The sequence below is a fragment of the Streptomyces inhibens genome, from assembly GCF_003389455.1.
GTDB classification, from domain to species: Bacteria; Actinomycetota; Actinomycetes; order Streptomycetales; family Streptomycetaceae; genus Streptomyces; species Streptomyces inhibens.
In genome coordinates this window covers 1-25,678 of sequence record NZ_QUAC01000128.1, presented here as the reverse complement: position 1 = coordinate 25,678, position 25,678 = coordinate 1, and the positions used below count along the sequence as shown (strand labels likewise).

24 protein-coding genes and 2 pseudogenes are annotated in these 25,678 nt (G+C 70.0%); 15 read left to right on the top strand and 11 right to left on the bottom strand.

Features of this window, described 5'->3' with window-relative positions; all coding sequences use genetic code 11:
- Nucleotides 1–27 precede the first annotated feature (27 nt).
- The 4 genes from DY245_RS16725 (at nt 28) to DY245_RS48270 (ending at nt 4,184) form a co-directional block, all read left to right on the top strand.
- A complete protein-coding gene (locus DY245_RS16725; RefSeq protein ID WP_244943084.1) occupies nt 28–486 on the top strand; it encodes a hypothetical protein in 459 nt (152 codons plus the stop codon).
- A 29-nt stretch (nt 487–515) separates the two neighbouring features.
- Complete coding sequence (locus DY245_RS16720) at nt 516–2,582, top strand: glycoside hydrolase family 84 protein (RefSeq protein ID WP_244943083.1); 2,067 nt, start codon at nt 516–518, stop codon at nt 2,580–2,582.
- A gap of 142 nt (nt 2,583–2,724) precedes the next feature.
- On the top strand, nt 2,725–3,933 hold the full coding sequence (locus DY245_RS16715) for a 4-hydroxybenzoate 3-monooxygenase (protein ID WP_128508051.1): 1,209 nt from the start codon (nt 2,725–2,727) through the stop codon (nt 3,931–3,933).
- A 173-nt stretch (nt 3,934–4,106) separates the two neighbouring features.
- Nucleotides 4,107–4,184, top strand: coding sequence for a 50S ribosomal protein bL37 (locus DY245_RS48270; RefSeq protein WP_381394572.1), 78 nt, complete (start codon nt 4,107–4,109; stop codon nt 4,182–4,184).
- Nucleotides 4,185–4,288: 104 nt separating this feature from the next.
- On the opposite strand, the gene DY245_RS16710 is transcribed toward DY245_RS48270, so the two are convergent.
- Nucleotides 4,289–5,323 carry a serine hydrolase domain-containing protein gene (locus DY245_RS16710; protein ID WP_244943082.1) on the bottom strand — a complete coding sequence of 345 codons (1,035 nt, stop codon included), beginning with the start codon at nt 5,321–5,323 and terminating at the stop codon, nt 4,289–4,291.
- Between the two features lie 367 nt (nt 5,324–5,690).
- On the opposite strand from DY245_RS16710, the gene DY245_RS16705 reads away from it, so the two are divergent.
- The gene (locus tag DY245_RS16705) at nt 5,691–6,515 is read left to right on the top strand and encodes a hypothetical protein (protein WP_128508049.1); all 825 of its coding nucleotides are present in this window, start codon (nt 5,691–5,693) and stop codon (nt 6,513–6,515) included.
- Nucleotides 6,516–6,644: 129 nt separating this feature from the next.
- Nucleotides 6,645–6,968 carry a putative quinol monooxygenase gene (locus DY245_RS16700; protein WP_128508048.1) on the top strand — a complete coding sequence of 108 codons (324 nt, stop codon included), beginning with the start codon at nt 6,645–6,647 and terminating at the stop codon, nt 6,966–6,968.
- A gap of 110 nt (nt 6,969–7,078) precedes the next feature.
- Here the strand turns inward: DY245_RS16700 and DY245_RS16695 are convergent, their stop codons facing one another.
- Nucleotides 7,079–8,407, bottom strand: a complete 1,329-nt coding sequence (locus DY245_RS16695) for a phosphoribosyltransferase family protein (protein ID WP_128508062.1) — start codon at nt 8,405–8,407, stop codon at nt 7,079–7,081.
- A 156-nt stretch (nt 8,408–8,563) separates the two neighbouring features.
- Here DY245_RS16695 and DY245_RS16690 point away from each other — a divergent pair, with 156 nt between their 5' ends.
- Entirely contained in the window at nt 8,564–9,439 is an 876-nt protein-coding gene (locus DY245_RS16690; RefSeq protein WP_128508047.1) for a TIGR01458 family HAD-type hydrolase, read from the top strand.
- Between the two features lie 93 nt (nt 9,440–9,532).
- On the opposite strand, the pseudogene DY245_RS16685 reads toward DY245_RS16690, so the two are convergent.
- Nucleotides 9,533–10,039 (bottom strand): annotated as a pseudogene (locus tag DY245_RS16685) (GNAT family N-acetyltransferase).
- A 266-nt stretch (nt 10,040–10,305) separates the two neighbouring features.
- Nucleotides 10,306–11,043, bottom strand: coding sequence for a histone deacetylase (locus DY245_RS16675; protein WP_181923716.1), 738 nt, complete (start codon nt 11,041–11,043; stop codon nt 10,306–10,308).
- A gap of 133 nt (nt 11,044–11,176) precedes the next feature.
- Between DY245_RS16675 and DY245_RS16670 the strand changes: the two genes are divergently transcribed.
- On the top strand, nt 11,177–11,629 hold the full coding sequence (locus tag DY245_RS16670; RefSeq protein WP_128508046.1) for an SDR family NAD(P)-dependent oxidoreductase: 453 nt from the start codon (nt 11,177–11,179) through the stop codon (nt 11,627–11,629).
- 85 nt (nt 11,630–11,714) lie between these two features.
- Here the strand turns inward: DY245_RS16670 and DY245_RS16665 are convergent, their stop codons facing one another.
- Entirely contained in the window at nt 11,715–12,323 is a 609-nt protein-coding gene (locus DY245_RS16665; RefSeq protein WP_128508045.1) for a TetR/AcrR family transcriptional regulator, read from the bottom strand.
- A 230-nt stretch (nt 12,324–12,553) separates the two neighbouring features.
- On the opposite strand from DY245_RS16665, the pseudogene DY245_RS16660 reads away from it, so the two are divergent.
- Together DY245_RS16660 and DY245_RS16655 are read left to right on the top strand one after the other, a co-directional pair.
- A pseudogene (locus DY245_RS16660) lies at nt 12,554–13,615 on the top strand (purine-cytosine permease family protein); the annotation flags it as partial.
- Nucleotides 13,561–13,890, top strand: coding sequence for an amidohydrolase family protein (locus DY245_RS16655; RefSeq protein WP_425329399.1), 330 nt, complete (start codon nt 13,561–13,563; stop codon nt 13,888–13,890). The pseudogene DY245_RS16660 and the gene DY245_RS16655, both read left to right, overlap by 55 nt.
- A gap of 7 nt (nt 13,891–13,897) precedes the next feature.
- Here DY245_RS16655 and DY245_RS16650 read toward each other — a convergent pair whose 3' ends face one another.
- Entirely contained in the window at nt 13,898–14,485 is a 588-nt protein-coding gene (locus DY245_RS16650) for a nucleoside deaminase (RefSeq protein WP_244943081.1), read from the bottom strand.
- A gap of 74 nt (nt 14,486–14,559) precedes the next feature.
- Here DY245_RS16650 and DY245_RS16645 point away from each other — a divergent pair, with 74 nt between their 5' ends.
- The 5 genes from DY245_RS16645 (at nt 14,560) to DY245_RS16625 (ending at nt 20,363) form a co-directional block, all read left to right on the top strand.
- The gene (locus tag DY245_RS16645; protein ID WP_244943080.1) at nt 14,560–15,537 is read left to right on the top strand and encodes an antibiotic biosynthesis monooxygenase; all 978 of its coding nucleotides are present in this window, start codon (nt 14,560–14,562) and stop codon (nt 15,535–15,537) included.
- A 28-nt stretch (nt 15,538–15,565) separates the two neighbouring features.
- A complete protein-coding gene (locus tag DY245_RS16640) occupies nt 15,566–16,963 on the top strand; it encodes an FAD-binding oxidoreductase (RefSeq protein ID WP_128508043.1) in 1,398 nt (465 codons plus the stop codon).
- A 72-nt stretch (nt 16,964–17,035) separates the two neighbouring features.
- The gene (locus DY245_RS16635; protein WP_128508042.1) at nt 17,036–18,583 is read left to right on the top strand and encodes an ATP-dependent DNA ligase; all 1,548 of its coding nucleotides are present in this window, start codon (nt 17,036–17,038) and stop codon (nt 18,581–18,583) included.
- A 4-nt stretch (nt 18,584–18,587) separates the two neighbouring features.
- Nucleotides 18,588–19,055 (top strand): NUDIX hydrolase, encoded by a 468-nt coding sequence (locus tag DY245_RS16630; protein ID WP_128508041.1) that lies wholly within the window; start codon nt 18,588–18,590, stop codon nt 19,053–19,055.
- A 171-nt stretch (nt 19,056–19,226) separates the two neighbouring features.
- A complete protein-coding gene (locus DY245_RS16625; RefSeq protein ID WP_128508040.1) occupies nt 19,227–20,363 on the top strand; it encodes a winged helix-turn-helix domain-containing protein in 1,137 nt (378 codons plus the stop codon).
- Here DY245_RS16625 and DY245_RS16620 read toward each other — a convergent pair.
- From DY245_RS16620 to DY245_RS16600, 5 genes are all read right to left on the bottom strand, one after another.
- Nucleotides 20,275–21,267 carry a zinc-dependent alcohol dehydrogenase family protein gene (locus DY245_RS16620; RefSeq protein ID WP_128508039.1) on the bottom strand — a complete coding sequence of 331 codons (993 nt, stop codon included), beginning with the start codon at nt 21,265–21,267 and terminating at the stop codon, nt 20,275–20,277. The genes DY245_RS16625 and DY245_RS16620 overlap by 89 nt on opposite strands.
- Nucleotides 21,264–22,148, bottom strand: coding sequence for a carbohydrate ABC transporter permease (locus DY245_RS16615; RefSeq protein ID WP_128508038.1), 885 nt, complete (start codon nt 22,146–22,148; stop codon nt 21,264–21,266). Before DY245_RS16615 ends, DY245_RS16620 begins: the two co-directional genes overlap by 4 nt.
- Nucleotides 22,145–23,125 carry a carbohydrate ABC transporter permease gene (locus tag DY245_RS16610; protein WP_128508037.1) on the bottom strand — a complete coding sequence of 327 codons (981 nt, stop codon included), beginning with the start codon at nt 23,123–23,125 and terminating at the stop codon, nt 22,145–22,147. Before DY245_RS16610 ends, DY245_RS16615 begins: the two co-directional genes overlap by 4 nt.
- Nucleotides 23,106–24,485, bottom strand: coding sequence for an ABC transporter substrate-binding protein (locus tag DY245_RS16605; protein WP_128508036.1), 1,380 nt, complete (start codon nt 24,483–24,485; stop codon nt 23,106–23,108). Before DY245_RS16605 ends, DY245_RS16610 begins: the two co-directional genes overlap by 20 nt.
- A gap of 177 nt (nt 24,486–24,662) precedes the next feature.
- Nucleotides 24,663–25,424 (bottom strand): DeoR/GlpR family DNA-binding transcription regulator, encoded by a 762-nt coding sequence (locus DY245_RS16600; RefSeq protein WP_128508035.1) that lies wholly within the window; start codon nt 25,422–25,424, stop codon nt 24,663–24,665.
- Between the last annotated feature and the right edge of the window lie 254 nt (nt 25,425–25,678).

Sequence of the window (25,678 nt, the reverse complement as noted above, 5' to 3'; positions counted from 1 at the left end):
ACAGCCCAAGGAAAGAGCAAGAGCCTCATGAACGAACGAATCGCTCCGCAACCGTCGACAACCCATGAATGGCGAGGGGCAGCCACCTCAGGGACGGTCGCCGCCACCGCAGGGCGCGGCCTGACCGGTATACGAGGACGCAGCCGCCGTCAGGTCTGCGCGGTGCTTCTCGTGGTCTTCGGTGGGTACATCCTGCCGGTGGCGGGCTGGTTGATCGGCGGTGTCGTCTGGCTGGTCACCCCAGGATGGAGCGCCCGCGTCAAGACGGCCGGGCTGCTGGTCTGGCCGCTGTGCACGCTGGGCCTGGTGGCCACCAGCGCCGCCACGTACTGGCTCATCCTGCCCTTGGGTGACCCGGTTTCCTCCATCGCCACGTCTCTCTTCCTGCTGGTGCCCAGCAGCTGGTTCCTGCTGCTGTTGACGGCCGCCTGGATGCTGCTCGGTGCTACGAGCGCACCGCGCGACGTAGCGGGAGACCCGCAGTGACGTGGGCGCGGCGTACGGGAACGCGGTCCATGCTCGTCACGGCCGTCCTGGCCATGACCGCCACCCTGTTCACGGGATGCGCATCGCCTCTGCGCCACGATCGCTCCCGGCCGGCCGTCCCTCCGCCGCCGACCGTCACGTCCACCGAACAGGCAGGCCCCGCACTGCCTCACATCTCGCCGACGCCCCATCAGATCCGCCGCACCGGACCCGACCTGCCGGTCCCCGCCACCGTGGACGTAGTGCGCGGCGAGGGCGCCGATGACTCCGCCGTACAACGCATCAACCAGGCACTCCGCTCGGCAGGCGCCACAGAGGTGCGTGTGTCCGGCTCTGAGGCGATCACCTCAACCGACGTAGATGTCTCCGCCCCCGAGAAAGCGTCCCCCACTGACGTACGCGCCCCCAGGCTCAAGAAGGCGACCACCACCGGCGGACGACCGCCCCTCACCATCGTCATCGGCCGGATGGACAGCGAGCCGGTGGCCGGCCTGCTGGAGCGCAGCAACGCCTTCGGCCGGGGCACCCTCCCCGCAGAGGGCTACCAGATCACCACCGGCTCGCTGCGAGGCCGCGCGGGCGTCGTGCTGGCCGGCAAGGACACCGACGGCGTCTACTACGCGGCCCAGACGTTCGCCCAGCTCATCCATCGTTCCTCCATCGCCGGAGCCTCGGTCGTCGACTATCCGTCCATGCCGCAACGAGGCGTGGTCGAGGGCTTCTACGGCAGACCATGGCCCCACCGGACACGCCTGGACCAGCTGGCCTTCTACGGGCAGATGAAGCTCAACACCTACCTTTACGCGCCCAAGGACGACCCGTACGAGCGGGACCGATGGCGCGACCGCTACCCGGCAGGGCAGGCGAGCCGGCTGACCGACCTGGCCAAGGCCGCCCGCGCCCACCATGTGCGCTTCACCTACGTACTCTCCCCGGGCAAGTCCATCTGCTACAACTCGCCCGACGACCGGCAGGCCGTCACCGACAAGCTTCGGTCCCTCCACGACCTGGGCATACGCGACTTCGCCATCGCCTTTGACGACATCCACCCCCTGCCGGTGTGGAGCTGCGCAGCGGACCTGGCCCGCTGGGGAACAGTCACCGAACAGTCCCTGGCCGCCGCCCAGGCCGAGCTGCTCAACCGCGTACAGCAGGAATTCATCGACCGCCACCGCGGAATGCGGCCACTGCGGATGGTCCCCACCCAGTACAGCGACCTGTCCGACACCCTCTACAAGAGAACTCTGCGCCACCAGCTGGACGAGCACATCGGCACGATGTGGACCGGCACCGATGTCCTGCCCACCAGTATCACCGCAGACCAGGCACGCGACGCCGCGGCAGTATGGGGCCGCGACGTACTGCTGTGGGACAACTACCCCGTCAACGACTCCGACCAGACCACCGGTCGCCTCCTTTTGGCCCCCTACGCCAAGCGCGCCAGGAAGCTGGACGAACACCTCTCCGGCGTGGTGCTCAACCCGATGAACCAGGCCTCGGCCAGCAAGGTCGCCGAATTCACCGGCGCCGATTACGCGTGGAACACCCGGGCCTACGATCCGACGGCCAGCGCCCGCGCAGCCGCCGACCACCTCGCCGACGGAGACCCCGCGACCGTCCAGGCACTGCAACTCTTCTTCGACACCCAGCACATGGCCCCCAGCTGGAGCGGCGGCCCCTGGCAACCGCAGGCCCCGGTCCTGGCCGCCCGGCTGGAACGTTTCGACAAGCAGTGGGCAAGAGGCGAGAAGCGCCAGGCCGCAGAACAGCTTGGCTCGTACGCCCGCTTGATGGCCGCAGCACCCGAGCAGATCAGAACCCATGTCAAAGACCGAGGCCTGGCCGCAGAAGCCAAGCCCTGGCTGGACGCCCTCACCTTGTGGGGTCAAGCCCTCACCGCCACCTGCGACGCACTCCGGGCACGCCTCGACGGGAACGCAGAGCGGGCCGGCGAGCTGCTGACCCTCTCCCGAGCCAAGGCGGACCAGGCGTCAGAACTGCGCACCATCCCGGGCGCCACCCGGCCCCAAGGCACCATCAAAGTCGCCGACGGCGTACTCGACACCTTCCTGAAACGAGCCCCTGCACTCCGCTGACCCCTCCAAGAGCGTCGACACCCCGACCGGCTCCTCCTGGATCAACCAGGACGAGCGATGGTTCGGGGCGGTGAACGGGCCGTGCGCGCCAACCGACATACTGCGTGCGATCTTTCTCCTGCCCCGAAGGGAACGCCGCGACGTGTCCTCTCCTGCCGCTCTCACCCTCACGCGTACCTCCGTTGCCATCGTCGGCGCCGGTCCGGCCGGGCTGACCGTGGCGAATCTGCTGCGCGCCGCCGGCGTCGACTGTGTGCTGCTGGAGGCGGAGAGCCGGGAGTTCATCGAGCGGCGGCCGCGCGCAGGGTTCATGGAGGAGTGGGCGGTGCGGGCGCTGGCCCGGCACGGGCTGGCCGACCGGCTGCTCGAACGGGCCGACGCCCAGGCGGAGTTCGAGTTCCGGTTCGAGGGGGAGCGGCACACCGTACGGACGGCAGAGCTGTCGGGGCGCCGGCACTTCGTCTATCCGCAGCCGCTGTTGGTCACCGACCTCGTCGCCGCGTACGCGGACAGGTCGGCCGGCGATGTGCGCTTCGGCGTACGCGAGGTGCGGCTGCACTACCTGGACGGCGAGCGGCCCGCCGTTTCGTACACCGATCCGGTGACCGGCGCCCGGCACCGTATCGAGTGCGACTTCATCGCGGGCTGCGACGGTGCGCGCGGGGTGACCCGGGCGGCGATACCCGCCGACCGGGCGGTGCTCACGCGCTATGACCACGGCGTCGCCTGGCTCGCCCTGCTCGCCGAGGCGCCGCCGTCCGCGGACGGGGTGGTCTTCGGCATCCACGAGCGCGGGTTCGGTGCCCATATGGCCCGTAGCCCGCAGGTCACCCGTTACTACCTTGAGGTGGCACCCGGCGAGGACGCCGAGAACTGGTCGCATGCCCGGGTGTGGGACGAGCTGCGCACCCGGCTCGCCGCCGCCGGCGCCCCGCCGCTGACCGAAGGGCCGCTGATCGAGAAGGTGGTCCTGGGCATGCACAACTATGTCGTGGAGCCGATGGCGTACGGCCGCCTCTACCTGGCGGGCGACTCGGCGCACCTGGTCGCGCCGATCGCCGCGAAGGGCATGAACCTCGCGATCAACGATGCACTGCTGCTCGCCGACGGGCTGATCGCGCACTACAAGGGCGACGACAGCGGCCTGGCCGGCTATTCGGAGGCATGTCTGCGGCGTGTGTGGCAGTACCTGGAGTTCTCGCAGTGGTTGTCCGAGGTGATGCACGGCGCCTCCTCCGGCGACCGGTTCCGGGCGGGCACGGCCTCCGCGCGGCTGCGGCGGCTGCTGGGGTCCGAGTCCGCGGCGAAGGCGTTCGCCGGGCTGTATATCGGCGAGGACGCCGATCTGTAACGCCGTTACGGGCAGGGCGAGCGGCACGTCCGTAGGGCGATTCACCGAGTCGGGATGGGGTGACACCCCGGAAGGCTGGGTACGCGGCCTTGTGATCGCCGGGCGGGACACCGCGATGAAGTGGTAGAAATTCGGCGAAAAGCATTGATGCGAAACCGAAGAAGGGAGACGCCATGTCCTCGAAGCGCCGTCGCAAGAAGAAGTCCCGTCGTAAGAGCGGAGCCAACCACGGCAAGCGGCCACAGTGCTGAGCTGAGCGCTGCGATCCGCCCCCGCTCAAGGGGGAACCGTGGGCTCCCCGCGTCCGCCTCCGCCCACCCGCGGACGCGGGGAACCCGCAGCGTCCGGCCTACGCCTACGCCTTGGTCAGGGCCTCGGCTATGCGCAGGGTGACCTGCAGCTGGGTCTTGTCGCGGTGGGTCGGGTTGAACGAGAAGACAGCACGGCGCTGTTGGTCGCGGGTGGCGACCATCGCCGACGCATAGCCGTACCGCTCGCCGGTCTTGCCCCAGAAGGTGATGCCGTTCACCGTGACGGTCTGCAGACCGGCGGCATAGCGCGCCGGGGTGCCGTCCACCATCCGTACGTCGTCCGGCGGCAGTGTGAACATCCGCTCCAGCTCACGAGGCGGCAGAAGCTCGCCGGAGAACAGGGCGGTGATGAAGCGGTCCAGGTCGCCGGTGTGGGAGATCATTTCGCCCTCGCCCCAGGCGTCCGACTGCTCGAACTCGGTGATGTCCAGCAGGGACCCGTCCGTCATCTTCATATAGCCGTGCACATGGGGCCCGTGAATCCGTGGGTCGTCGCCGGGCACGGATGTGTGCCGCAGGCCCAGCGGGCGCAGGATACGGCTGCCGATCACCGCTCCGTAGTGGCGCCCGGTCAGCTGCTCGATCAGCAGTGCCAGAAGGACGTAATTGATGCCCCGGTACTCCTGCGCGGTGCCGGGGGTGAACTTCACCGAGCCGTGCGAGACCAGCGCCACCAACTGCCGGGGCGTCCACCGGTCGTAGCGGTGACGGGCAATCGCTTCCGGGGTGGACAGGTCCGGTTCACCCTGCTCGGCGGGGAGCCCGCTGGTGTGGTTCAGCAGCTGCAACACCGTGATCGGCGGGAAGCCCTCGGGCAGCAGACCGGGCAGATGACGCTGGATCGGCGTCTCCAGCGTGAGTCGGCGCTCGGCGGCGAGCTGCAGCACCACCGTCGCCACGAAGACCTTGGTGATGCTGCCGATACGGAAGGTGTCACGCTCATGGACCTCGCGGCCGGTGCCCCGGTCGGCGACGCCTGCGGTGCCGTACCACCGCCCGGCCGAGCCGCTCACCCGCAGCTGGGCCGCGGTCAGCTGCGGGTGCTCCAGGTCGGAAATGGCGGCCCGGAGCGCGGGCACATTCAGCGGAGGGACCGGCGTCGGAGGAGCCGGCGCAGGCGGGGGCACCGGGCCGCCCGACGACCGCGCCATGGACGGACGACCGGCGGCATGCGCGGAACCCGTCGTCGCGAGGACCACCGCACCGGACAGCGCTGCACCCACAACTGCCCTGCGGGACAAGGAAGAAGAACTCATGTGCCACAGCATCCCGAGTCCCGGCCGCCCTGCCTTCAGGGGTCACCCTGACGCACCCCTGAGCCACCCCGGAGACGTCCCCCACCCCTGCCGAACCCGTCGGGCGGCGTTCCGGGCACGCCCCGAGTAGAGCGCGCCGTCGCGGCGGTCTAGCGTGGAAAGAGGTTCTCCTCACGGAGAGGCTGTTGTCATGTCACTCGACCGGCAGGAGTCCGCCGCCGGCGGCCGGCTGTCGCAGCTGCTCGACAGTCCCGTCTTCGGTATGGCGCCATGGATCGCGATGTCGGTCATCGTCGGTCCGGGGCGCTATGAATGGGCGGTCGGAATATCCCTTGCCATCGCCGTGGCGATTGTCATCGCCGGTCACCTGCGCCACCGCGGAACATCCTTCAAAATCCTGGAGATTTCCGATGTGGTCTTCTTCGCGGTGATGGTGATCATCGGCATCTTCGCCTCCCCGGGCGCACACCGCTGGCTGGAGACGTACGCGGGGGAGATCTCCAACATCGCACTGCTGGTGATCGCTCTGGGCTCCATGGCCATCAAACAGCCGTTCACCCTGCAGTACGCCCGTGAGCAGGTGCCCCGTGAGATCTGGAACGAGCCCGCATTCCTCCGGACCAATTACCGCATCACCGGTGTGTGGGGTGCCGCGTTCGGTGTCGCGGCCATCGCGGGCGCCTACGGCGATCTCGTGCTCCACAATGCCAACAATCTCTGGACGGGCTGGATCATCCAGATCGCGGCCATCATCGTCGCGCTCCAATTCACCAGCTGGTATCCCGAGGTCGCACGGGCCCGTGCGCGGCGCGAACGCAATCTTCCCGGCCCGCCGGAGCCCCCGGTCAGCGCCATGCTCATTCCGCTGGCGGGCTATCTGACCCCCGTGGGCATTGCGGTCCTCGCCTTGGACGCCGGGCCGGCCTGGCTCGGGGTGGGGCTGATCGTCGTCGGGGTGCTGCTCGTGAAGTCGCTGAGCCGCGCCACGACCGCCGAGGCGGACGTGGGAGGGTGAGCGCCGACGGGACCGCAGTGAGGCCATCGTGCGGCCGTAGCGAGACCACAGTGAGGCCGCAGCGAGGCCGTAACGGCACGATTGCACCGGCTTGACGGTACATGTTGCCAGATGACCTAGAATCGGCGGATGATCTTCATTGTCGTCAAGTTCCCCGTCAAGCCCGAGCACGCCGAAGACTGGCCCCGGCACGTCGAAGCCTTCACCAATGCCACCCGCGCCGAGCCCGGCAACCTGTGGTTCGAGTGGTCCCGCAGCATCGAGGACCCGAACACCTATGTACTGGTCGAGGCGTTCAAGGACGATGCCGCCGAAGCGCACGTCAATTCCGACCACTTCCGCGCCGGGATCGAGCAGATGCGCCCGCTGCTGAGCCGCACCCCCGACATCGTGAGCACCACCATCGAGGGTGCGGACGGCTGGAGCGCGATGGGCGAAATCACCATCGCCTGAGAGCTGCCGCCTGACCCGCCGCCCGAGACCCGACCCGCCCTGGAGCCAGGGGCGTTGAGCGATCGGGTCAGGCCACGCCTGTCCCACGCCGCTACGCCCGCCCCACCCCCCTACGCCTGCCCCACCAAGTGGCTGAGGAACCAGTCCCGGGCGAGATGGGCGACCTGGTCGAGGGCACCGTGTTCCTCGAAGAGGTGGGTGGCACCGGGGACGATTTCCAGGCGGGTTTCGCATTGGAGGGCCGCTTCGGCCTCGCGGTTGAGGTCGAGGACCAGCGGGTCGGCGCCGCCCACGATCAGGAGCGTCGGAGCCCGTACACCGGCGAGCAGCGGGCCGGCGAGGTCGGGGCGGCCACCGCGGGAGACCACGGCCCCGATGTCCGCTTCGGGGGCGGCGGCGGACCGCAGCGCCGCCGCGGCTCCGGTGCTCGCGCCGAAGTAGCCGATCGGGAGGGCGGCGCGGTCGCGCAGCCAGCCGGTGGCGTCCGTCAGCCGCTCGGCCAGGGTTTCGATGTCGAAGACATTCGCCCGGTTGGCCTCCTCCGCCGGTGTGAGCAGGTCGAAGAGCAGAGTGCCCAGGCCCGCCCGGTTCAGGGCCTCGGCGACCAGGCGGTTGCGGGGGCTGTGGCGGCTGCTGCCCGAGCCATGGGCGAACATCACGACCGCCTTGGCGCCCGCCGGCAGATTGAGGTCCCCGGTCAGCCGGAACCCGGCGGCGTCGATCGCCACCTCGGCCTCCACGTCCCGCTCCGTATCCGCTTCGCCCGCGATGTCGGAGGACGGCGCGGGGCGACGCGTCTCGGGACCGGCCGAGGCCTGCGCCAGCAGGGAGACGACTTCGTCGTCCGCGGTCTGGGAGAAGTCCCGGTACCACTCACCGACCGCGGAAAAGGCGAACGGCGTGGAGAGACAGACGAATTCATCGACTTTGCCGCGCAGACGCTCCGCCGCGTCGGGAGGCGCCACCGGAACGGCGAGCACCACGCGGGCCGCGCCCTGTGCCCGTACCACCTCGCACGCGGCCGCCGCCGTGGAGCCGGTGGCGATCCCGTCGTCCACCACGATCGCCGTCCGGCCTTCGAGGGTCAGCCGCGGCCGTCCGGCGCGGAACCGCTGCGCCTGCCGTGAGAGTTCCGCCGCCTCGGCATGTTCCACGGACGCCAGGTCCGCATCATCGAGCCGGCCGCGGCGGACGATGTCGTCGCTGATCACCCGTACGCCGCCTTCGCCGATGGCGCCGAACCCCAGCTCGCGCTGGTAGGGGACCCCGAGCTTGCGGACGACGATCACATCGAGGGGCGCTTTGAGCGCCTGCGCCACTTGGAAGGCCACCGGGACCCCGCCGCGAGGCAGTCCCAGGACGATGGGTTCGTCCCCCTCCAGGTGCCGTAGTGCTTCGGCAAGGCGGTGCCCCGCATCAACGCGGTCGGTGAACAGCACAGTGTGCACCCCCTACTCAGGGGAGACGGAAGCCACGTCCACACCTCACTTCGAAGTAACCCCATGTGCCGATACTTCGCAAGTCGGGAGCTGATCCTTCTCGGCCGTACGCCCTGACCATGGCTGACCAGGGCCGACCGTGGTTACCGTCGGCATATGGATGGAATCGGAGCGGTTCTGATCGATATCGACGGTGTGCTCACGGTGTCCTGGAAGGCGCTGCCCGGCGCTGTGGAGGCCATGGAACGGCTCCGCGCCGCGGGACTGCCGCTGGCGCTGGTCACCAACACCACCTCGCGGACCCGCGCCGCGATCGCCGAGCGGCTGGCCGGGGAGGGCTTTCCCGTAGGCGTCGACGACATCCTTACCGCCCCTGCCGTCACCGCCGCCTACCTGCGAGAACACCATCCGGACGCGCGCTGTCTGCTGATCAACAGCGGTGATGTACGGGGCGATCTGGAGGGGGTGACGCTCATCGGCGAGGGGACCGGTGAAGAGCGCTCGGAGGCGCCCGAGGTGGTGATTTTCGGCGGTGCGGGCGAGGAATTCAGCTACCCGGCGCTCAATACGGCCTTTCGGCATCTGCAGCATGGAGCCCGGCTGGTCGCCATGCACCGGAATCTGTACTGGCGCACGGCGGACGGGCTCGACCTGGACACGGGCGCCTTTCTGGCGGGGCTGGAACGGGCCGCCCGGGTCGAGGCGGAAGTCACCGGCAAACCGGCAAAGGCGTTCTTCGCCACCGCCCTGGCGCACCTGGGCGCCTCCGCCGGGCGCACGCTGATGGTGGGCGATGACATCGAGTCCGATGTGCTGGCGGCCCAGCGCTGCGGGATCACCGGCGTGCTCGTCAAGACCGGCAAATACCTGCCGGAGACGCATCGGGCGGCCGGCGGCACACCGGACCATGTGCTCGAATCCTTTGCCGAACTGCCTGGTCTGCTCCGTCAGTTGGATCAGTCCGACCAGTCCGACCAGTCCGACCGGTTCGACCAGTCCGACCGGTTCGACCAGTCCGACCGGTTCGACTAGGCCGTGTCTCTCCGATCGCGTTCGGAGCCGGACAAGGATCACGTGCGGCCGAAGCGTTCGGGCAGCTTGCGCCACCCGTTCGAGGGGGCACGGCTAAGCCGGCGTATGGCCCGCTCGCTCCGGCCGCCCACGGTGCCGGAACCATTCCGGCGCAAGAATCGACATCCCCGCGGCGTCCACCCGCTCGCCCTCCCACAGCAGCGCATCCCGCAGGACGCCCTCAAGGACGAAGCCCACCTTCTCGTAGACGCGGCGGGCCCGCGGGTTGAAGGCGTACACCTCCAGTGAGATGCGATGCAGAGCCAGCTTCTCGAAGCCGTAACCGATGATCAGCCGGGTCGCCTCGGTCCCCAGGCCGCGCCCTTGGGCCCCGGGAACGAAGGAGATGCGGAATCCGCAGCCCTCGTTGTCCGGGTCCCACTCGTTGAGCACCGCCTCCCCGACGACGTTCCCGGTCGCCTTCTCCACCACTGCGAGGTCCAGGCGGTCGTCCTGGGCGGCACGCGTGCTGTACTACGCCCGTAGCTGTCCCTCATCGGGCTCGCCATCGTCGTGGCTGCCGGTCAGCCGCGTCACCTCCGCGTCCCGGAACATGGGCATCAGCGCGGGCACGTCGTTCACCGTGACCGGCCGTAGGAGGACCAGCTCGCCGCTCAGCGTGGGCTTGAAGCGGAATCCAGGGGCCGGAATCTCTTGCTCGTGATCAGCCACTTCTGGAGTGTGTCCCGCGTCCGGACCCGCTGTCCTCCGGATATTCGCCCTGCGGACGGCTCGGACGGCTCGGACGGCTCGGACGGCTCGGACGGCTCGGACGGCTCGGACGGCTCGGACGGCTCGGACGGCTCCTGCGTGGCTGAACTGTGGGTTCACGATGTGCCGGGAGCGGTGAGCAGTGCCGCGATGTCGGTCGCCGTCCAGTGCCCCTGGGCTCCCGGGCAGCCCGCCAGATACTCGGCGGCCCTGAGCGGGCTCCAGCCGTGGGCGGCGACGATCCCGGCCGCGATGTGCCGCAGGTAGGGCGCGGAGGGCGGGTTCAGGGCGATGTCCTTGCTGCTCCACGGGGCCGTGAAGGTCAGTACCGGACAGCCGTCCAGGAGTCCGGCGCAGACCAGGGTTTCGTAGCGGCCGGGGCCGATCCGGGACCGGCCGCGAGTCAGGGCCTCGGTCAGATCGAGATCCTCGCCCGGCTCCCGGTACATCTCCTGGGCGGCGATGTCGGAGAACTGTTGTGGCGTCAGAAGGTAGGCGCGGGCGGGGAGTTCGGCCTCGGAGTCGGCCGGCTTGCCGGCAGGCGCGGAGCCGGGCTCGGGCTCGGTGCCGGGGTCGTAGAAGGCTCTGCCGCCGGTCCACACCTGTGACTCGGTGGCGAAGTACAGCAGACCGGGCAGCATGATCGGTGCCGTGCGGGCGGGGTGGCGGGGGTCCCGGCAGCCGGGGTACGTGCGCAGCCCGCCAGGGGGCCGGCCGCCGGCGAGGTAGTACGTCAGCCGGTCGAGATGCATGTTGGAGCCGTATGCGGCGTACCAGAGGTGACGGACGGGGCGGAGGTTACGGACGGTTTCGGGAGAGCCGCACCGGGCTTCGAGGCGTCGGGGCCTGATCACACGCTCACGCTACGCGGACACCTCCGCGACGGCCGTGCCCGGCAGCTCCGCGAGGCCCTTGTTGAGCCGTGACAGCCCGATTTCGCCGGTGATCGCTCCTCATGATGCCCCGGCCGCGGGGCAGGCTGGCCGCATGGACGTCAGCCCGCAGAACGCAGAATCAGAATCCGCGCTGGTCGCCGTGGTCACCGGTGCCGCACAGGGCATCGGCCGGAAGGTGGCCGAGGTGCTGGCCGCCGAGGGCTATGCGCTGGTGCTGGCCGACATCAAGGAGCCGGGGGAGACGCTGGCGGCCGTACGGGACACCGGGGCGGAGGCGACCGCGGCAGTCGGGGACATCACGTCCGAGGCGTATGTGACCGCGCTCGCCGACGGTGTGCGCGAGCGCTACGGCTGTGCCGACGTACTGGTCAACAACGCGGGGGTCTCGCCGCTCACACCGGCCGAGGACACCACGGCCGCACAGTGGCGCCGGGTCCTGGGCTTCAAGCTGTTCTACGAGGAGGATGCGCAGGGCAGCCGCCTGATGACGCCGAAGGAGGTGCTGGCCCTGCGGCCGCAGTCGGAGTATGTGATGTACGAGTGAGCGTGCCGCCGCGGCCCGGCACGGCTCCCTCCTGAGCCGCGGGATCCGACGGTCAGCCGCCGGCTGCGATGGTCGGCTCCGACGATCACCTCTCGGCCCTGACAATCAGACGCTCGGCCGCCGACCGTGCCACCGACAGCGCCCGGTCGCGGTCCGTGCCGCGCTGGCCGAGCACCACCCGGGTGCTCAACCCGTCGAGCAGCGCGAGGAGTTCCGAGGCACGCGCCGGTACGTCCATGGGGGCGAACCGGGACCGTGCCACGCCCTTGGCGAGCAGCGCCTCCAGGTCGTCCTGCCAGCCCTGGTCCATCTCCTCCTGGGCGCGCCGCAGCGACTCGTTGGAGGGCGTACGCGCCCAGAGCTCGATCCACAGCATCCAGCGGGCGTCACGGGGGCCGCGCGGCAGATAGAGCTCCAGGAACAGGTCGAGCTTGCGCTCCGCGGTCAGCCGTCGAGCCAGCAGCGCGTGCCGCTCCTGGGTGAGTGCGGCCTCGCTCCAGCGCAGCGCCTCCAGCAGCAGCAGGTCCTTGCTGCCGAAGTAGTACAGGATGTGCCCGCCGCTGGTACCCAGCCGCTCGGCGAGTGCGGACATGGTGAGCGTGGCCAGGCCGTTCTCGGCGATCGCGGCCATGGCCTCTTCGAGCATCCGTTCCTGGGCGATATGCCCGTCGCGCCGCCGTGCCGCCCCTGCCACCCGTATCGCCTCTGCTCTTCCGTGCGGACCCTGCGCCCCGGTCGTGCGTCCCGGTCCCGCCTGGTCCCTGCCTCGTCCCGCCCGGTCCCTGCCTCCCGACCCTATCCGTGAATTTCCGCAGAGGTCTTGACGGGCGGGGAAGCGGTCCCACATCTTGAATGCCGTTCTAAAAGTTAGAACGGCATTCAAGATATCGGCATTCAGTCATGGGTGCGGAAGGCGGTGCGCGGATGGCGCAGCAGCAGCCGGATACGGAGCTCATCGGGACGGCGGGCGGGGCCGGCATCACGGGCACACCCGACAGTGACGAGGTCTTCCGGGTCGAGACCCATGGCATCGACCCGATCCCGGACGATGAGCGGCACGGCAGCGCCAAGGACCTGTTCTGGCTCTGGTTCGGCTCCAATCTCACCTTCACCTACGTGATCAACGGTGCCCTCGCCGTCGCCTTCGGCCTGTCCTTCTGGCAGGCCACCGCGGTGGTGGTCATCGGCGGGCTGTCCTTCTTCGCCATCAGCGCCGCGGGCCTGAGCGGCATCCGCACCGGCACCGCCACCCTCGTGATCTCCCGCGCGGCCTTCGGCGTACGCGGCAACTGGCCCGCGGGACTGCTCAACTGGGTGGTCAGCATCGGCTACACCATCGTCAACACGGTGGTGGGAACCCTCGCGCTCGAAGCGTTCTTCGCCGATCTGGGCCGGCACGGCGGCGACCTCGTCCGCGCGCTCGCTCTGCTGGTCACCCTCGCCCTCACCTTCGTGGTGGCGATGTGGGGGCATGCCACGGTCCAGTTCGCCGAGCGCTGGATGGCGTACGTCCTCGCCGTCGGCTTCGCCGCGCTGCTGGTCTTCATCGTGCCCGGCGCGGACACCCTCGCCCCCGCCGACGGGCCCGGCGCGGCCGGCTGGAGCCTGGCCTTCGTCGTCATGCTGGCCGGCCCGTTCTCGTATCTGCCGATGCCCGCCGACTACACCCGCTATCTGCCGAAGGACACCTCGCTGCGCGCCCTCACCTGGAGCGGCGCCCTCGGCGGTCTGGTCTCCTCGGTCGCGCTCGGCATCATCGGCGTGGCCGCCGCCACCCGTACGGATATGACCGATGCCGTCGCCGGCACCGAGAAGCTGCTGCCCGGCTGGTTCCAGCCGCTCTTCCTGGCCCTGGTCCTCGGCGGATCGGTCACCAACTCGATCATCACGCTTTACTCGTCCAGCCTGAACCTTCAGGTCCTCGGCATCCCCTGGACCCGCGCCAAAGCCATCGTCATCAGCGCCGCCGTCACCGCCGCCGGCTCTACACCGCCGTCACCCGGCGGCCGCTCGGTGGCGGCGAGGCCTGGCAGCCGGCCGAGACGGTGAGTGCCGAGACCGCGGTGTACGCGTACACGATGGGCTCCGCGTACGCCAACTTCCTTGAGGAGGAACGGGGTTCACTGACCGTCGGCAAGCTTGCCGACTTCGTGGTGCTGTCCCGGGACATTCTGCGGGTGGCTGCCGAAGACATCCCCGGCACGGTCGCCGAGACGGCCGTCGTCGGTGGTGAGATCGTGCACGAGAGCCGACAGCCTTGATCCGCCGTCAGTACGGATGCTTCTCCTCGCGGTTGGTCCACGCCGCGTACGCATGGGCGCCCAGCTCGGGGTAGATCTGTTCGACCTTGATCCTCCGCTGGTCGAGCGGCCTCTTGAAGTCCTCGTACTGGAACGTGTCGTCGAAGCCGATCCTCGCGGTGTCGTCCAGGTCGCAGCTGTAGTACACCGCATCCATGCGCGACCAGTAGATGGCGCTCATACACATCGGGCAGGGGGCACCGCTGATGTAGATCGAGCAGCCCTGCAGCATACGGGCGCGTTCCGGGAGCGGGTCCGGTGACCCCTCGGGGCGGGGGACGTATTCCAGAGTGCTTTCGTTCTCATGCTCCACGGAGATTGACGGAGCCTCAGGGTTGAGGACCTGCACGGCCTTCCGGATCGTCTCCACCTCGGCGTGGGCGGTGGGGTCGCCGGTCAGCAGAACGCGGTTCTGCCCGCGGGCGATGATGTCCCCGTTGTGCGTGATCACCGCACCGAACGGGCCGCCCCAGCCGTTCTCCACGGATTCCGTGGCGAGCCGTACGGCCTCTGTGAGGAGTTCTTTCTGTCCCATTACGGAGTCTCCGATCGGCATCGATTCCTTGGCTGAACGGTTAGGTTAAAGTCCCGATTTGCCCTAAAAATCCGTTATGCACTAGGCTACTCCAGGTGAGTGCCCGTGCAAGCCGTGGTTCCGCGGCTGACACCGCCACCGTTGTGACCTCGCAGAAGGTGCGCGAAGGCCGGACCGACGAGTATCAGCGCTGGCAGGACAAAACGAACCAGGCTGCCCGCGAATTCGAAGGTTTCGTGGGCGCCGAGGTGTATCCGCCCGGCGCCGGTGAAGCCAATGAATGGGTGGCCGTTTTCCGCTTTTCCGGAATGGACCACCTGACCGCTTGGCTGGATTCCGGCCGGCGACAGGAATTGCTCGAAGAAGCGCGCGGAATCTTCGACGAACCTCCGACGCAGGAGGTGCTCCATGGCGGCAGCCCGGCCCAGGTGACTCCGGAGGTCGTCACGGCCGTCATCTCCCACGTGGTGAAGCCCGGATACGAACAGCAATTTCTGAACTGGCAGGAGAAGACGCTCAAAGCACAGGAGAAGGCGCCGGGATTCATGGGTTCCGAGCTGTTCAAGCCGGTGAAGGGCGTTCAGGAGCACTGGGTCGTCGTCTTCCGGTTCGACTCCCGCGAGCACCTCGACGACTGGCTCGAATCCGATGTGCGCGAGACGCTTTTGGAGGAGGGGCGCAGATACTTCACCTCCTACGACGTGCGCAAGGTCGGCTCGGCGTTCAGTGGTTGGTTCCAGTTCGACCACGGCAACGGTGAGGGTGCTCCGCCCAACTGGAAACAGGCCATGACCGTGCTCCTGGCCCTCTATCCGACCGTGATGGTCATCAACCTGACCGTGGGACTTGAGCTGAACCACCTCAAGGTCCACGAATACCTCGGCCTGTTCATCGGAAACATCCTCAGCGTCAGCGCGCTGACCTGGCTGCTGATGCCTCTGGTGAACAGGGGGCTCGCCTTCTGGCTGGTGCCCGGCCGGGCCATCGGCCGCCGGGTGCAGGTGATGGGCGCCGCGGTGGTGGTGCTCGGCTATCTGGTGTCCCTCGCCGTCTTCGCCCTGATCACCCGCTGACGATCCGCCGCGTGGCGAGGAGGCCACCATGCGCCAACGGACACCGGCACCCGCGCCCGACATCGACGGAAGTCTGATCCGCCGGGGCGACCCCGGCTACGAGAACGCCCGGACCGACGCGGTGTGGAACGAGGTCGTGCCGCGGCGGTTCCCCGCCCTCGTCATGCGGGCCGCATCCGAGGAAGACGTGGCGCACGCCGTCAGATACGCCCGTACGCAGGGACTACGCATCTCGATACGCTCCGGCGGGCACAACTGGTCCGGCTCGCCGCTCCGCGACGACGGTCTGCTGCTCGATCTCTCCCGGCTCCGCCGGTGCGCCCTCACCCCCGCCACCGCAGCCGCCCCGGCGACGGCCACGGTGGGGCCGGGCGCCACCGGCCGGCATCTGGTCGCCACCCTCACCCCGCACGAACTGGCCTTCCCCGTCGGCCACTGCCCCTCCGTCGCGGTCGGCGGATTCCTGCTCAGCGGCGGCCTCGGCTGGAACTCCCGCGCATGGGGCGCCTCGTGCGCGGACGTCCAGGAGATCCGGGCCGTCACCGCCGACGGGCGGACGGTCACCTGTAGCGAGACGGAGCACGCCGATCTCTTCTGGGCCGCGCGCGGCGCCGGGCCGGGATTCTGCGCCGCCGTCACCCGCTTCCGCCTCACCCTGCACCCCCACCCCGCATCGATCATGGCGACCAGCCTTTCCTTCCCGCTGGCCGAGGCCGCCCGGGTGACCGGCTGGGCGGCCCCGCTCGCACGCCGGCTCCCACCGTACGTCGAAACGGCCTTCGTCCTCGTGCCCTCCGCGAAACCGGCGGACACGGCTGCGCCGGGCTCCCGGATCACCGTCGCCGCCACCGCGTTCGCCACCACGCAGCAAGAAGCCCTCGCGGCGCTCGACCCGTTCGCCGACTGCCCCTTCGGCGAACTCGCCGTCGCAAGGCAGTTGCCCGGGCCGACATCGTTCGCCGCCCTGCACGAGGGCGCGGCCGCGGTCTGGCCACCGGCGCACCGGTACGCGACGGACACCCTGTGGTCCCCGGAGAGCTACGAAACCCAGCTGACGCGGATGGCCGACGCGATGGCCCGCGCCCCCTCCGGCAAGTCCCTTGTGCTCGCACCCGTGCAGCCGGTTTCCCAGGTCCCCGCGCTGCTGCGGAACATGGCCTTCGCCCCGCTCGGCGAGTCCTACCTCGTCTGCTACGCGGTCTGGCAGGACCCGGCCGAGGACAAGGCCAACACACGCTGGCTGCGGGAGGCGATGGCCGCAGTGGACCCGCAGCGCAACGGCTGCCACTACATCGCCGAAACGGACCTGGAGGCCGACCCCGCACGGGCCCGGCGCTCTTACGCCCCCGCGACCTGGGACCGGCTACAGGAGATCAAGGCCCAATGGGACCCGGAAAACCTCTTTCACTCCTACCTCGCCCCCTGACCGCGAGCCCGGGCACCCGTGGCTTCCGCGGCCGGGCAAGCGGGGACCGCGTCGCGGAGGCACCATGGCCGTATGCTGCTGGCCGATCTCGCACAGGTGTCGGGGGATGTCGCCGCGACATCGGCGCGTTCACAGAAGATCGCGCTGCTGGCCGGGCTGTTCCGGGCCGCCGCACCGGAGGACGCCCCCGTGGTCATCCCGTATCTGGCCGGACGGCTGCCGCAGGGGCGGATCGGGGTCGGCTGGAGCGTGCTGCGCGAGCCGGTCGCGGCGGCTGACCGCGCCACGCTGACCGTACGCGAGGTGGACGCGGCGCTGACCGCCCTGGCCCGGGTCGCGGGCGCCGGGGCACAGGGTGAGCGGCGCCGCCTGGTCCGCGAGCTGCTGGCCGCGGCGACCGAGGACGAGCAGCGGTTCCTGATCGGCCTGCTCACCGGCGAGGTACGACAGGGCGCGCTGGACGCCCTCGCGGTCGAAGGGCTCGCCGCGGCGACACAGGTGCCCCCGGCAGACGTACGACGGGCCGTGATGCTGGCGGGATCGCTGCGGGACGTCGCCCGCGCGCTGCTCGCCGAAGGGCCGCAGGCACTCGCGGAATTCCGGCTCACCGTCGGCCGGCCGGTCGGGCCGATGCTTGCGCAGAGCGCCAAGTCCGTGGCCGAGGCGGTCGAGCGGCTCGGCGCCTGCGCCGTGGAGGAGAAGCTCGACGGCATCCGCGTACAGGTGCACCGGGACGGGCCGGACGTCCGCATCCACACCCGCACCCTGGACGAGGTCACCGACCGGCTGCCCGAGGTCACCGCCGTCGCCCGCGCGCTGCCGGCCACACGCTTCATCCTGGACGGTGAGGTGATCGCACTGGACGGCGCGGGCCGTCCGGTGCCGTTCCAGCGGGTCGCCGGCCGCTTCGGCTCGCGGGTGGACGTGTCCGCCGCACACGCCGCGCTGCCACTGTCCCCGGTCTTCTTCGACGTCCTGTCGGTCGACGGCCGCGATCTGCTGGAACTGCCCGGCGAACAGCGGCACACGGAACTGTCCCGGCTGGTCCCCGAGCCGTTGCGGGTGCGCCGCTGCGTGGTCCGGGACCCGGCCGACGCCGCCGCCCGCGCGGCCGCCGAGGACTTCTTCGCCGCGACCCTGCGCAGGGGCCACGAGGGCGTCGTGGTCAAGGCGCTGGACGCCCCGTACAGCGCGGGCCGCCGGGGCGCCGCATGGCTGAAGGTGAAGCCCGTGCACACCCTCGACCTGGTGGTGCTGGCGGCCGAGTGGGGGCACGGCCGGCGGACCGGCAAGCTGTCCAACCTCCACCTCGGCGCGCGCGGGCCGGACGGCGGCTTCGTCATGCTGGGCAAGACCTTCAAGGGACTCACCGACGCCACCCTCGGCTGGCAGACCGAGCGGCTGCGGGAGCTCGCGGTGCGGGACGACGGCCATGTCGTGACGGTGCGTCCGGAACTCGTCGTCGAGATCGCCTACGACGGACTGCAGACGTCCTCGCGCTACCCGGCGGGCGTGACCCTGCGCTTCGCGCGCGTGGTGCGCTACCGGGAGGACAAGACCGCGGCGGAGGCGGACACGGTGGAGACCGTGCTCGCCGCGCACGCCGGTGGGGAAGAGTAGGGCCATGACGGGAAAACGAAGCGCCGGGCTGCTCCTGTACCGACGCGGCGAGAGGGGTGCCGAGGTGCTGCTGGGGCACATGGGCGGGCCGTTGTGGGCCCGGCGGGACGCGGGCGCCTGGTCGGTGCCCAAGGGGGAGTACGTACCGCCGGAGGAAGCACAGGACGCGGCCCGGCGGGAGTTCGAGGAGGAGCTGGGGATGCCGCCCCCGGACGGTCCGTATGTACCCCTGGGGGAGATCCGTCAGGCGAACGGCAAGGTGGTGACCGTCTGGGCCGTCGAGAGCGATCTCGACCCGGAGCGGATCGAGCCCGGCACCTTCGAGATGGAGTGGCCGCGCGGGTCCGGGACGATCCGCAGCTTCCCCGAGATCGACAAGGTGGCGTGGTTCACCCCGGAACAGGCCCGGGAGCGCATGGTGCAAGGCCAGCAGGCGTTCCTGGAGCGGCTGGCCGCACATCTCGAAGGCTGAGAGTGCCGCCCGGCGCCCCGCGCACCCGGCTGCACCACCCGCGCATGGCCGGGGCCCCAACCCGCCCTGGACACCGCCGGTCCCCGCCGGGCAGTCTGACGGCGGGGCCGTACGGCAGGCCCCGCAACGGGGGCTCTGCCCACAGGGTCATGAGCATGCCGCGGGGGCCGCATGTTGCACATCCACTTCGACGACCGGGATGTCGCGCGCGTACAGATCGCCGCCGAGCCCGATCCGCTCTGGGAAACGGTGCTCGCGATGCACCAGCTGGCGCCGGCGGGCCGCGGCGTAGCGGTCCACGCCGCCTGGCGCGACCGCGCCCGCCGCGAGCTGGACGAACGGGGCCTGACCCGCGCCGCCCGGCTGATCAGCGCGCTGGCCCCGGCCGACGCCCGCTACTTCCCGGACTTCCTCACCCCCGACGCGGCCCGCGACGGCCTGGCGGCGGGGCTGGCCGCGCTCCGGGACACGCCCCGGGCGCGGCTGACCGCGGAATCCGCCCGTGCCGCACTGCCGGACCGGCTGCCGCGCTGGGCCGGCGCACTGGCCACCGGAAGCCGTCAGCCGCTCGACGAACTGGCCGACGCGTTCAAGGAGGTGCACCGCGCGGTGATCGCCCCCGACTGGACGGAGGTATCCGCCACGGTCGACTGCGACCGCAGCGCCCGCGCCCGCACGCTCTGCCACGACGGCGTCGACGCGATGCTCAACACCTTCCGCCCGGTGCTCCGCTGGGAGCCACCGGTGCTGCACGTCGACTATCCCTACGAGCGCGATCTGCGCCTGCACGGACGAGGACTGCGCCTGATCCCCTCCCACTTCTGCCGGCGCAGACCCATCGCCCTCGCCGACCCCGGACTGCCGCCGGTCCTGGTCTACCCCGTCGCACACTCCACGGCCTGGGCCCCGGCCACCTCCCGCAGCTGCCACCCACAGGCGCTGTCCACCCTGCTGGGCCGCACCAGGGCCCGTATCCTCGCCGCCCTCGACGACCCGGCGACCACCGGTGAACTGGCCCGCCGCTTACGGGTCTCCGCCCCCTCGGCCAGCGAGCATGTCAGCGCACTGCGCGAGGCCAACCTGGCCCGCAGCCACCGCGACGGCGGCTGCGTCATCCACGCCCTCACCCCGCTCGGCACCGCGCTTTTGCACGGTGAACTCGCGCCGGTACGCCTGGGGAGCGGCCGGCCGCCGGCCGCTCCCGCGCCACACCTCCGGGCTACGGCAGCACCTGGATCTTCCGTCCTTCCCCCGCCTGGAAGCGGCCCAGCGCCCCGGCGTAGTCGTCCAGCGGGAGCCGGTCGCTGATGAAGATCTCCGGGTCGAGGACGCCGGCCGCGAAGAGTTCGGCGGCGCGTTCATAGCTGTGCAGGACGGCCATGGAACCGGTGATGGTGATCTCCTGGTTGTAGATGCGATAGGGCTCGATGGTGGCGCGGGCGGCGTAGTCGGCGACGCCGAACTGGAGGAAGGTGCCGCCCTTGCCGACCCGGCCCAGGGCGTCCTGGATGGCGCGTTCGTTGCCGGTGGCGTCGATGACCACGTCCCAGCCGCGCGGGCGGTCCAGCTCGTCGGCCGACCCGGCCGCGTTGCTGCATCCCAGGGTGCGGGCGGTGGCCAGCCGCTCGGGGTTGATGTCGACGACATCGACGCCGGCCGCACCGGTGCGCTTGGCGAGTTCGAGCATCATCAGGCCCATCGTGCCGGAGCCGTAGATGAGGACCTGGGTGCCCAGTTGCTGGGAGCGCAGGATGTCGTAGCCGCGTACCGCGCAGGAGAGCGGTTCGATCAGGGCGGCGTCCTCGGTACGGATGTGGTCGGGCAGCTTGACGCAGTTGGCGACGGGCGCGACGGCGAACTCGGCGGCGCCGCCGGAGGTGGTCACCCCGATCGCGGCCCAGCGTTCGCAGAGGTTGTTGCGGCCGGTGCGGCAGTAGTGGCACTCGAAGCAGTAGAGGGAGGGGTCGACGGCCACCCGGTCGCCCTCGGCGAGCTCGGTGACGGCGCTGCCGGTGGCGACGACCGTACCGGCGAACTCATGGCCCGGGACGACGGGGAGGGTGGGCGCGAACTCGCCCTGGAGGATGTGCAGATCGGTGCCGCACAGCCCGCAGGCCGCGACGGAGACCACGACCTCGCGGGGCCCGGGCGTCGGGTCCACCACGGTGGTGACCTCGACCTTGCCGGGGGCGCTGATCACTGCGGCTTTCATTTCACGGCTCCAAGCGACAGGCCCTGGACGAGTTTGTCCTGGGCGGCGAATCCGGCGATGAGCACCGGGAGGGAGATCACGGTGGCGGCGGCGCACACCTTGGCCAGGAACAGGCCCTGGCTGGTGACGAAGCCGGTCAGGAACACCGGCGAGGTACCGGCCACGATGCCCGTCAGGACCCGGGCGAACAGCAGCTCGTTCCAGCTGAAGATGAAGGAGATCAGCGCGGTGGCCGCGATTCCCGGCATGGCCACGGGCGCGACGATCCGGAGCAGGGTGGTGTGCAGCCCCGCACCGTCGATCGACGCGGCCTCCAGCATCTCGACCGGTACCTCGGAGAGGAACGAGCGCATCATCCACACCGCGATCGGCAGGTTCATCGAGGTGTAGAGGATGACCAGCAGCCAGATGCTGTCCAGCATCCCGGTGTTCTGCGCGACGAGATAGACCGGCAGCAGACCGGCCACCAGCGGCAGCATCTTCGTGGAGAGGAAGAAGAACATCACATCGCTCCACTTGCGCACCGGCTTGATCGACAGCGCGTACGCCGCCGGTACGGCCAGCAGCAGGACGACGAGTGTGGAGACGACGGAGGCGGTCAGCGAGTTGATCAGCGGCGGCCAGGGGCTGACGCCGGTGCCCGCGCCGAAGAACTCCTGGTAGCCGTGCAGAGTGAGGGAAGCGCCGAGGCTGGGCGGATTGGTCGCCGCGTCCGTCTCGCTGTGGAAGGACGTCAGCACCATCCAGGCGACGGGCAGGAAGAAGGCGATTCCGCACAGCCAGGCCACCAGGCCCAGCAGGCTGCCGGTGCGCCGTCGGCGCCGTGCGTCGGGGGAGACGGGGCCGCGGGAGCGGCGCAGGGGCAGGGGTGCGCTGGTCATGGGGTGACCTCCTCGCGCAGCAGGGACGAGACGGAGCGCAGCGCGAAGGTCGCCACCAGCAGCGAACACAGCACGACGACGACGCCCTGCGCGGACGCCTGTCCGTAGTCATGGGCCTGGTAGAAGGTCTGGTAGATGGTGTACGGAAGGTTCGCGGTGCCGAGTCCGCCCGAGGTGAGGGTGAACACCGCGTCGAAGTTCTGGACGACGTAGATGGTCCCGAGCAGGGCGGCCAGTTCCAGGTAGCGGCGCAGATGCGGCAGGGTGAGATAGCGGAAGATGTCGAAGGCGGAGGCGCCGTCCATCCGGGCCGCCTCGATGGCGTCCGTCGCCCGGCTCTGCAGCCCGGCCAGCAGGATCAGCATCATGAACGGTGTCCACTGCCAGATCAGCGACACCTCCACGGCGGCGAGCGGGGAGTCGGTCATCCAGTCCGGCTGCGGCGGGCTGTCGCTGCCGAACAGCCCCCATATCCATGTCAGCGCGCCGTTGAGCAGCCCGTACGAGGCGTTGTAGAGGGCGTGCTTCCAGAGCAGGGCGGAGGCGACGGGCACCACCAGGAACGGGGTGATGAGCAGGGTGCGGACGATGCCGCGGCCGCGGAAGCTGCGGTCCAGCAGCAGCGCGAGGCCCAGCCCCAGCAGCAGGCTGACCAGCACCACGGTCACCGTCAGCAGCACCGTCGTACCCACCGAGGAACGCATCGCGGGGTCGGTGAAGACGGCCGTGTAATTGTCGAAGGCGGCGAAGCCGCGGTTGTCGGGGGCCAGCGCGTTCCACCGGGTGAAGGAGATCACCACGGTTGCCAGGAACGGCAGTTGGGTCACGGCGATCAGGAAGACCAGCGCGGGCAGCAGGGGAGCGCGCCGGGCCCAGTCCTTCGCCCGCTGTGCGCGCCGGGCGCGGGCCGCTTGACGGCCGGGAGCCGCGGCGACGGCCTCGACGGGCCGGGTCGCCTCAGCGGTTGGCGTATGCATCGGAGACCTCCTGCGCCAGCCGCTGGCTCTTCTTGAGGGCCTCGGGCACGCTCTGCTTGCCGGCGATCGCCGAGCTCACCTCGTTGGAGACCTTGGTTCCCAGGTCGGCGAACTCGGGGATACCGACGAACTGGATGCCGGGGGCCGGGCGTTCCTGAACGCCGGGGTTGTTGGGCCGGGCCGAGCTGATCGCCTGCTTGGTCGCCTTGGCGAAGGCCCCCGAATTCTTCAGGTACTGAGGGTTCCGGTAGAGGGATGCCCGCTTGCCTCCAGGCACCTTCGACCAGCCCAGTGTGCGGCCCACCAGCTGCTCGTACTTCTGGCTGGAGGCCCAGCGGATGAACTTCCAGGCCGCGTCCTGGTGCGTACTGGCCTTCTGCAGGCCCCACGCCCAGGTGTAGAGCCAGCCTGAGCCCGCCGTCCGCTCGACCGGCGCCGGCGCGTAGCCGACCTTCCCGGCGACCTTTGAATCGGAGCTCTCCAGCGAGCCGGCGCCGGCGGTCGCGTCGTACCACATGGCGACCTTGCCCTGCTGCATATCGTTGAGGCACTCGGTGTACCCGGCCTGTGGCGCGCCCGCCTCGCCGTGCTTGCGGACCAGATCGACGTAGAACTGAGTGGCCTTGGTGAACTCCGGGCTGTCCAGCTTGGCCTGCCAGTCCTTGGTGAACCAGGTGCCGCCGAAGGTGTTGACGACGGTGGAAAGCGGGGCGACCAGCTGGCCCCAACCGACCTGGCCACGCAGGCAGATGCCCTTCATGCCCTTGCGGAATCCGTCCAACTTCCCTGCGATGTCAGCGACTTGGTGCCACGTAGGACGTGTGGGCATGGTCAGCCCCGCCTCCTTGAGGAGGTCCTTGCGGTACATCAGGAACGACGATTCGCCGTAGAAGGGCTCCGCGTAGACCTTGCCGTCGGCGGCGGTGAGCGAGGAGCGGACCGGGGCGAGAATGTCGCTCTGGTCGAACTCCGGGTCCTTCTCGGCCCGATCGCCGAGCGGGGAGAGCCAGCCGTTGCGCGCATAGATCGGCGTCTCGTAATTGCTCAGGCTGGCCACGTCGTACTGCCCGGCCTGACTGGAGAAGTCCTGGCTCATCTTGTCGCGCAGATCGTCCTCCGGCAGCACGGTGAAATTCACCTTGATGCCGGTCTCCTTGGTGAAGTGCTCGGCGGTGAGCCGCTGCAGATCCACCATCTGCGGGTTGTTCACCATCAGCACATTGATGGTCTGCGGACCGCCGTTGTCCGCGTTGTTGGCGCCGCTGTAGCAGCCGGTGGCGGCCAGCGACAGGGTCAGGGTGATCGAGGTCAGCGCTATGGCGCGGCCGGTACGGCCTTGCCCGAGGGATCGTGATCTCACGGCTCTTGCCTTTCAGGGGACGTCTGAGGGAGGTGGGGATATCGGGTGGTATGGGGGTATTGCCGCGATGTTCCGGGCAGGCTCGGGGGACCGTCCGAGGGCCGGGGGTGTGGCCTTCGGCGGTGTGATGGCGGTGGTTTCCTACGGGGCCGGTCGTCCGGGCGGCCCCCGCCCCGGTCAGACCCGGAGCACCTGCGGCCCCAGGAGGGAGTAGCGATGGGCCTCCGGCGCGGACAGCCCCGCGTCGGTGACGATCGCGTCGAAGTCGCTCACATCGGCGAACCGGCAGAAGCTGCTGGCGCCGAACTTGCTGTGCACCCCGACCAGCACCCGCCGCCGCGAGGAGCGCACGGCCTGCTCCTTCACCTCGGCGACCGCCGGATCCGGAGTGGTCAGCCCGTGTTCCCGGGAGACGCCGTTCGCCCCCAGGAACGCCAGGTCGATCACGAACCGGGCGAGCATGTCCCGGGCCCAGGACCCCACCGTCGCCTGTGTCCCGGCGCGGACCCGCCCGCCGGCCAGCAGCACGGTGGCCGACTCGGACGCCGCGACCAGCGACGCGGTCCGCAGTGACGCGGTGATCACGGTCAGCGGACGGTCGGTGGGCAGCAGCATGGCGACCAGCTCGGGCGTGTAGCCCTCGTCGACGAAGATCGTCTCGGCCTCTCCGACCAGTGCGGCGGCGGCCGCGGCGATCCGGCGTTTCTCCGCCACCTGCTGGGTCTCCCGCCGGGCCAGTGTGGTCTCGAAGCCGGCGCTCTCGACCGGGTACGCCGCGCCGTGTGTGCGCCGGACCAGGCCGCGGCGCTCCAGCTCGCTCAGATCCCGGCGTACGGTCTCGCGGGCGACCCCGAACTCCGACGCGGCATCGGCGACCTCGACCCGGCCGGACTGCCGGGCGAGCGCGAGGATGCGGTGCTGGCGTTCCTCGGCCCTCATGGCTCACTCCTACCTGATGTCTGGGGTGTTTCCGGTCTGCGTTCGGTCACGGAGCTGCCCGTTTCCGCCCGCATCAGGTTTATAGCAATCGCAGCCGCGTCCACGGCTGCCCGTAACGGTAGAAAACTTGCCCGTTTTTGCCCGCTTCAGACAGGCGTCAGCCTGGGAGGATGCCCTGGAGGGTGTCCGTTGGGCCCTTGGGACGGGCCCGTCGCGGGGCCCGCGCCGAGGCCACGGGCGGGGCCGCGGGCGGG

Excerpts from the sequence above, each read along its gene's own strand:
- DY245_RS16640 (WP_128508043.1), top strand. The coding sequence starts at position 15,566 with ATGCGCCAACGGACACCGGCACCCGCGCCCGACATCGACGGAAGTCTG.
- DY245_RS48270 (WP_381394572.1), top strand. The coding sequence starts at position 4,107 with ATGTCCTCGAAGCGCCGTCGCAAGAAGAAGTCCCGTCGTAAGAGCGGA.
- DY245_RS16720 (WP_244943083.1), top strand. The coding sequence starts at position 516 with ATGCTCGTCACGGCCGTCCTGGCCATGACCGCCACCCTGTTCACGGGA.
- DY245_RS16625 (WP_128508040.1), top strand. The coding sequence starts at position 19,227 with ATGTTGCACATCCACTTCGACGACCGGGATGTCGCGCGCGTACAGATC.
- DY245_RS16635 (WP_128508042.1), top strand. The coding sequence starts at position 17,036 with ATGCTGCTGGCCGATCTCGCACAGGTGTCGGGGGATGTCGCCGCGACA.
- DY245_RS16620 (WP_128508039.1), bottom strand. The coding sequence starts at position 21,267 with ATGAAAGCCGCAGTGATCAGCGCCCCCGGCAAGGTCGAGGTCACCACC.
- DY245_RS16610 (WP_128508037.1), bottom strand. The coding sequence starts at position 23,125 with ATGCATACGCCAACCGCTGAGGCGACCCGGCCCGTCGAGGCCGTCGCC.
- DY245_RS16690 (WP_128508047.1), top strand. The coding sequence starts at position 8,564 with ATGGATGGAATCGGAGCGGTTCTGATCGATATCGACGGTGTGCTCACG.
- DY245_RS16650 (WP_244943081.1), bottom strand. The coding sequence starts at position 14,485 with ATGCCGATCGGAGACTCCGTAATGGGACAGAAAGAACTCCTCACAGAG.
- DY245_RS16600 (WP_128508035.1), bottom strand. The coding sequence starts at position 25,424 with ATGAGGGCCGAGGAACGCCAGCACCGCATCCTCGCGCTCGCCCGGCAG.
- DY245_RS16615 (WP_128508038.1), bottom strand. The coding sequence starts at position 22,148 with ATGACCAGCGCACCCCTGCCCCTGCGCCGCTCCCGCGGCCCCGTCTCC.
- DY245_RS16670 (WP_128508046.1), top strand. The coding sequence starts at position 11,177 with ATGGACGTCAGCCCGCAGAACGCAGAATCAGAATCCGCGCTGGTCGCC.
- DY245_RS16705 (WP_128508049.1), top strand. The coding sequence starts at position 5,691 with ATGTCACTCGACCGGCAGGAGTCCGCCGCCGGCGGCCGGCTGTCGCAG.
- DY245_RS16700 (WP_128508048.1), top strand. The coding sequence starts at position 6,645 with ATGATCTTCATTGTCGTCAAGTTCCCCGTCAAGCCCGAGCACGCCGAA.
- DY245_RS16725 (WP_244943084.1), top strand. The coding sequence starts at position 28 with ATGAACGAACGAATCGCTCCGCAACCGTCGACAACCCATGAATGGCGA.
- DY245_RS16630 (WP_128508041.1), top strand. The coding sequence starts at position 18,588 with ATGACGGGAAAACGAAGCGCCGGGCTGCTCCTGTACCGACGCGGCGAG.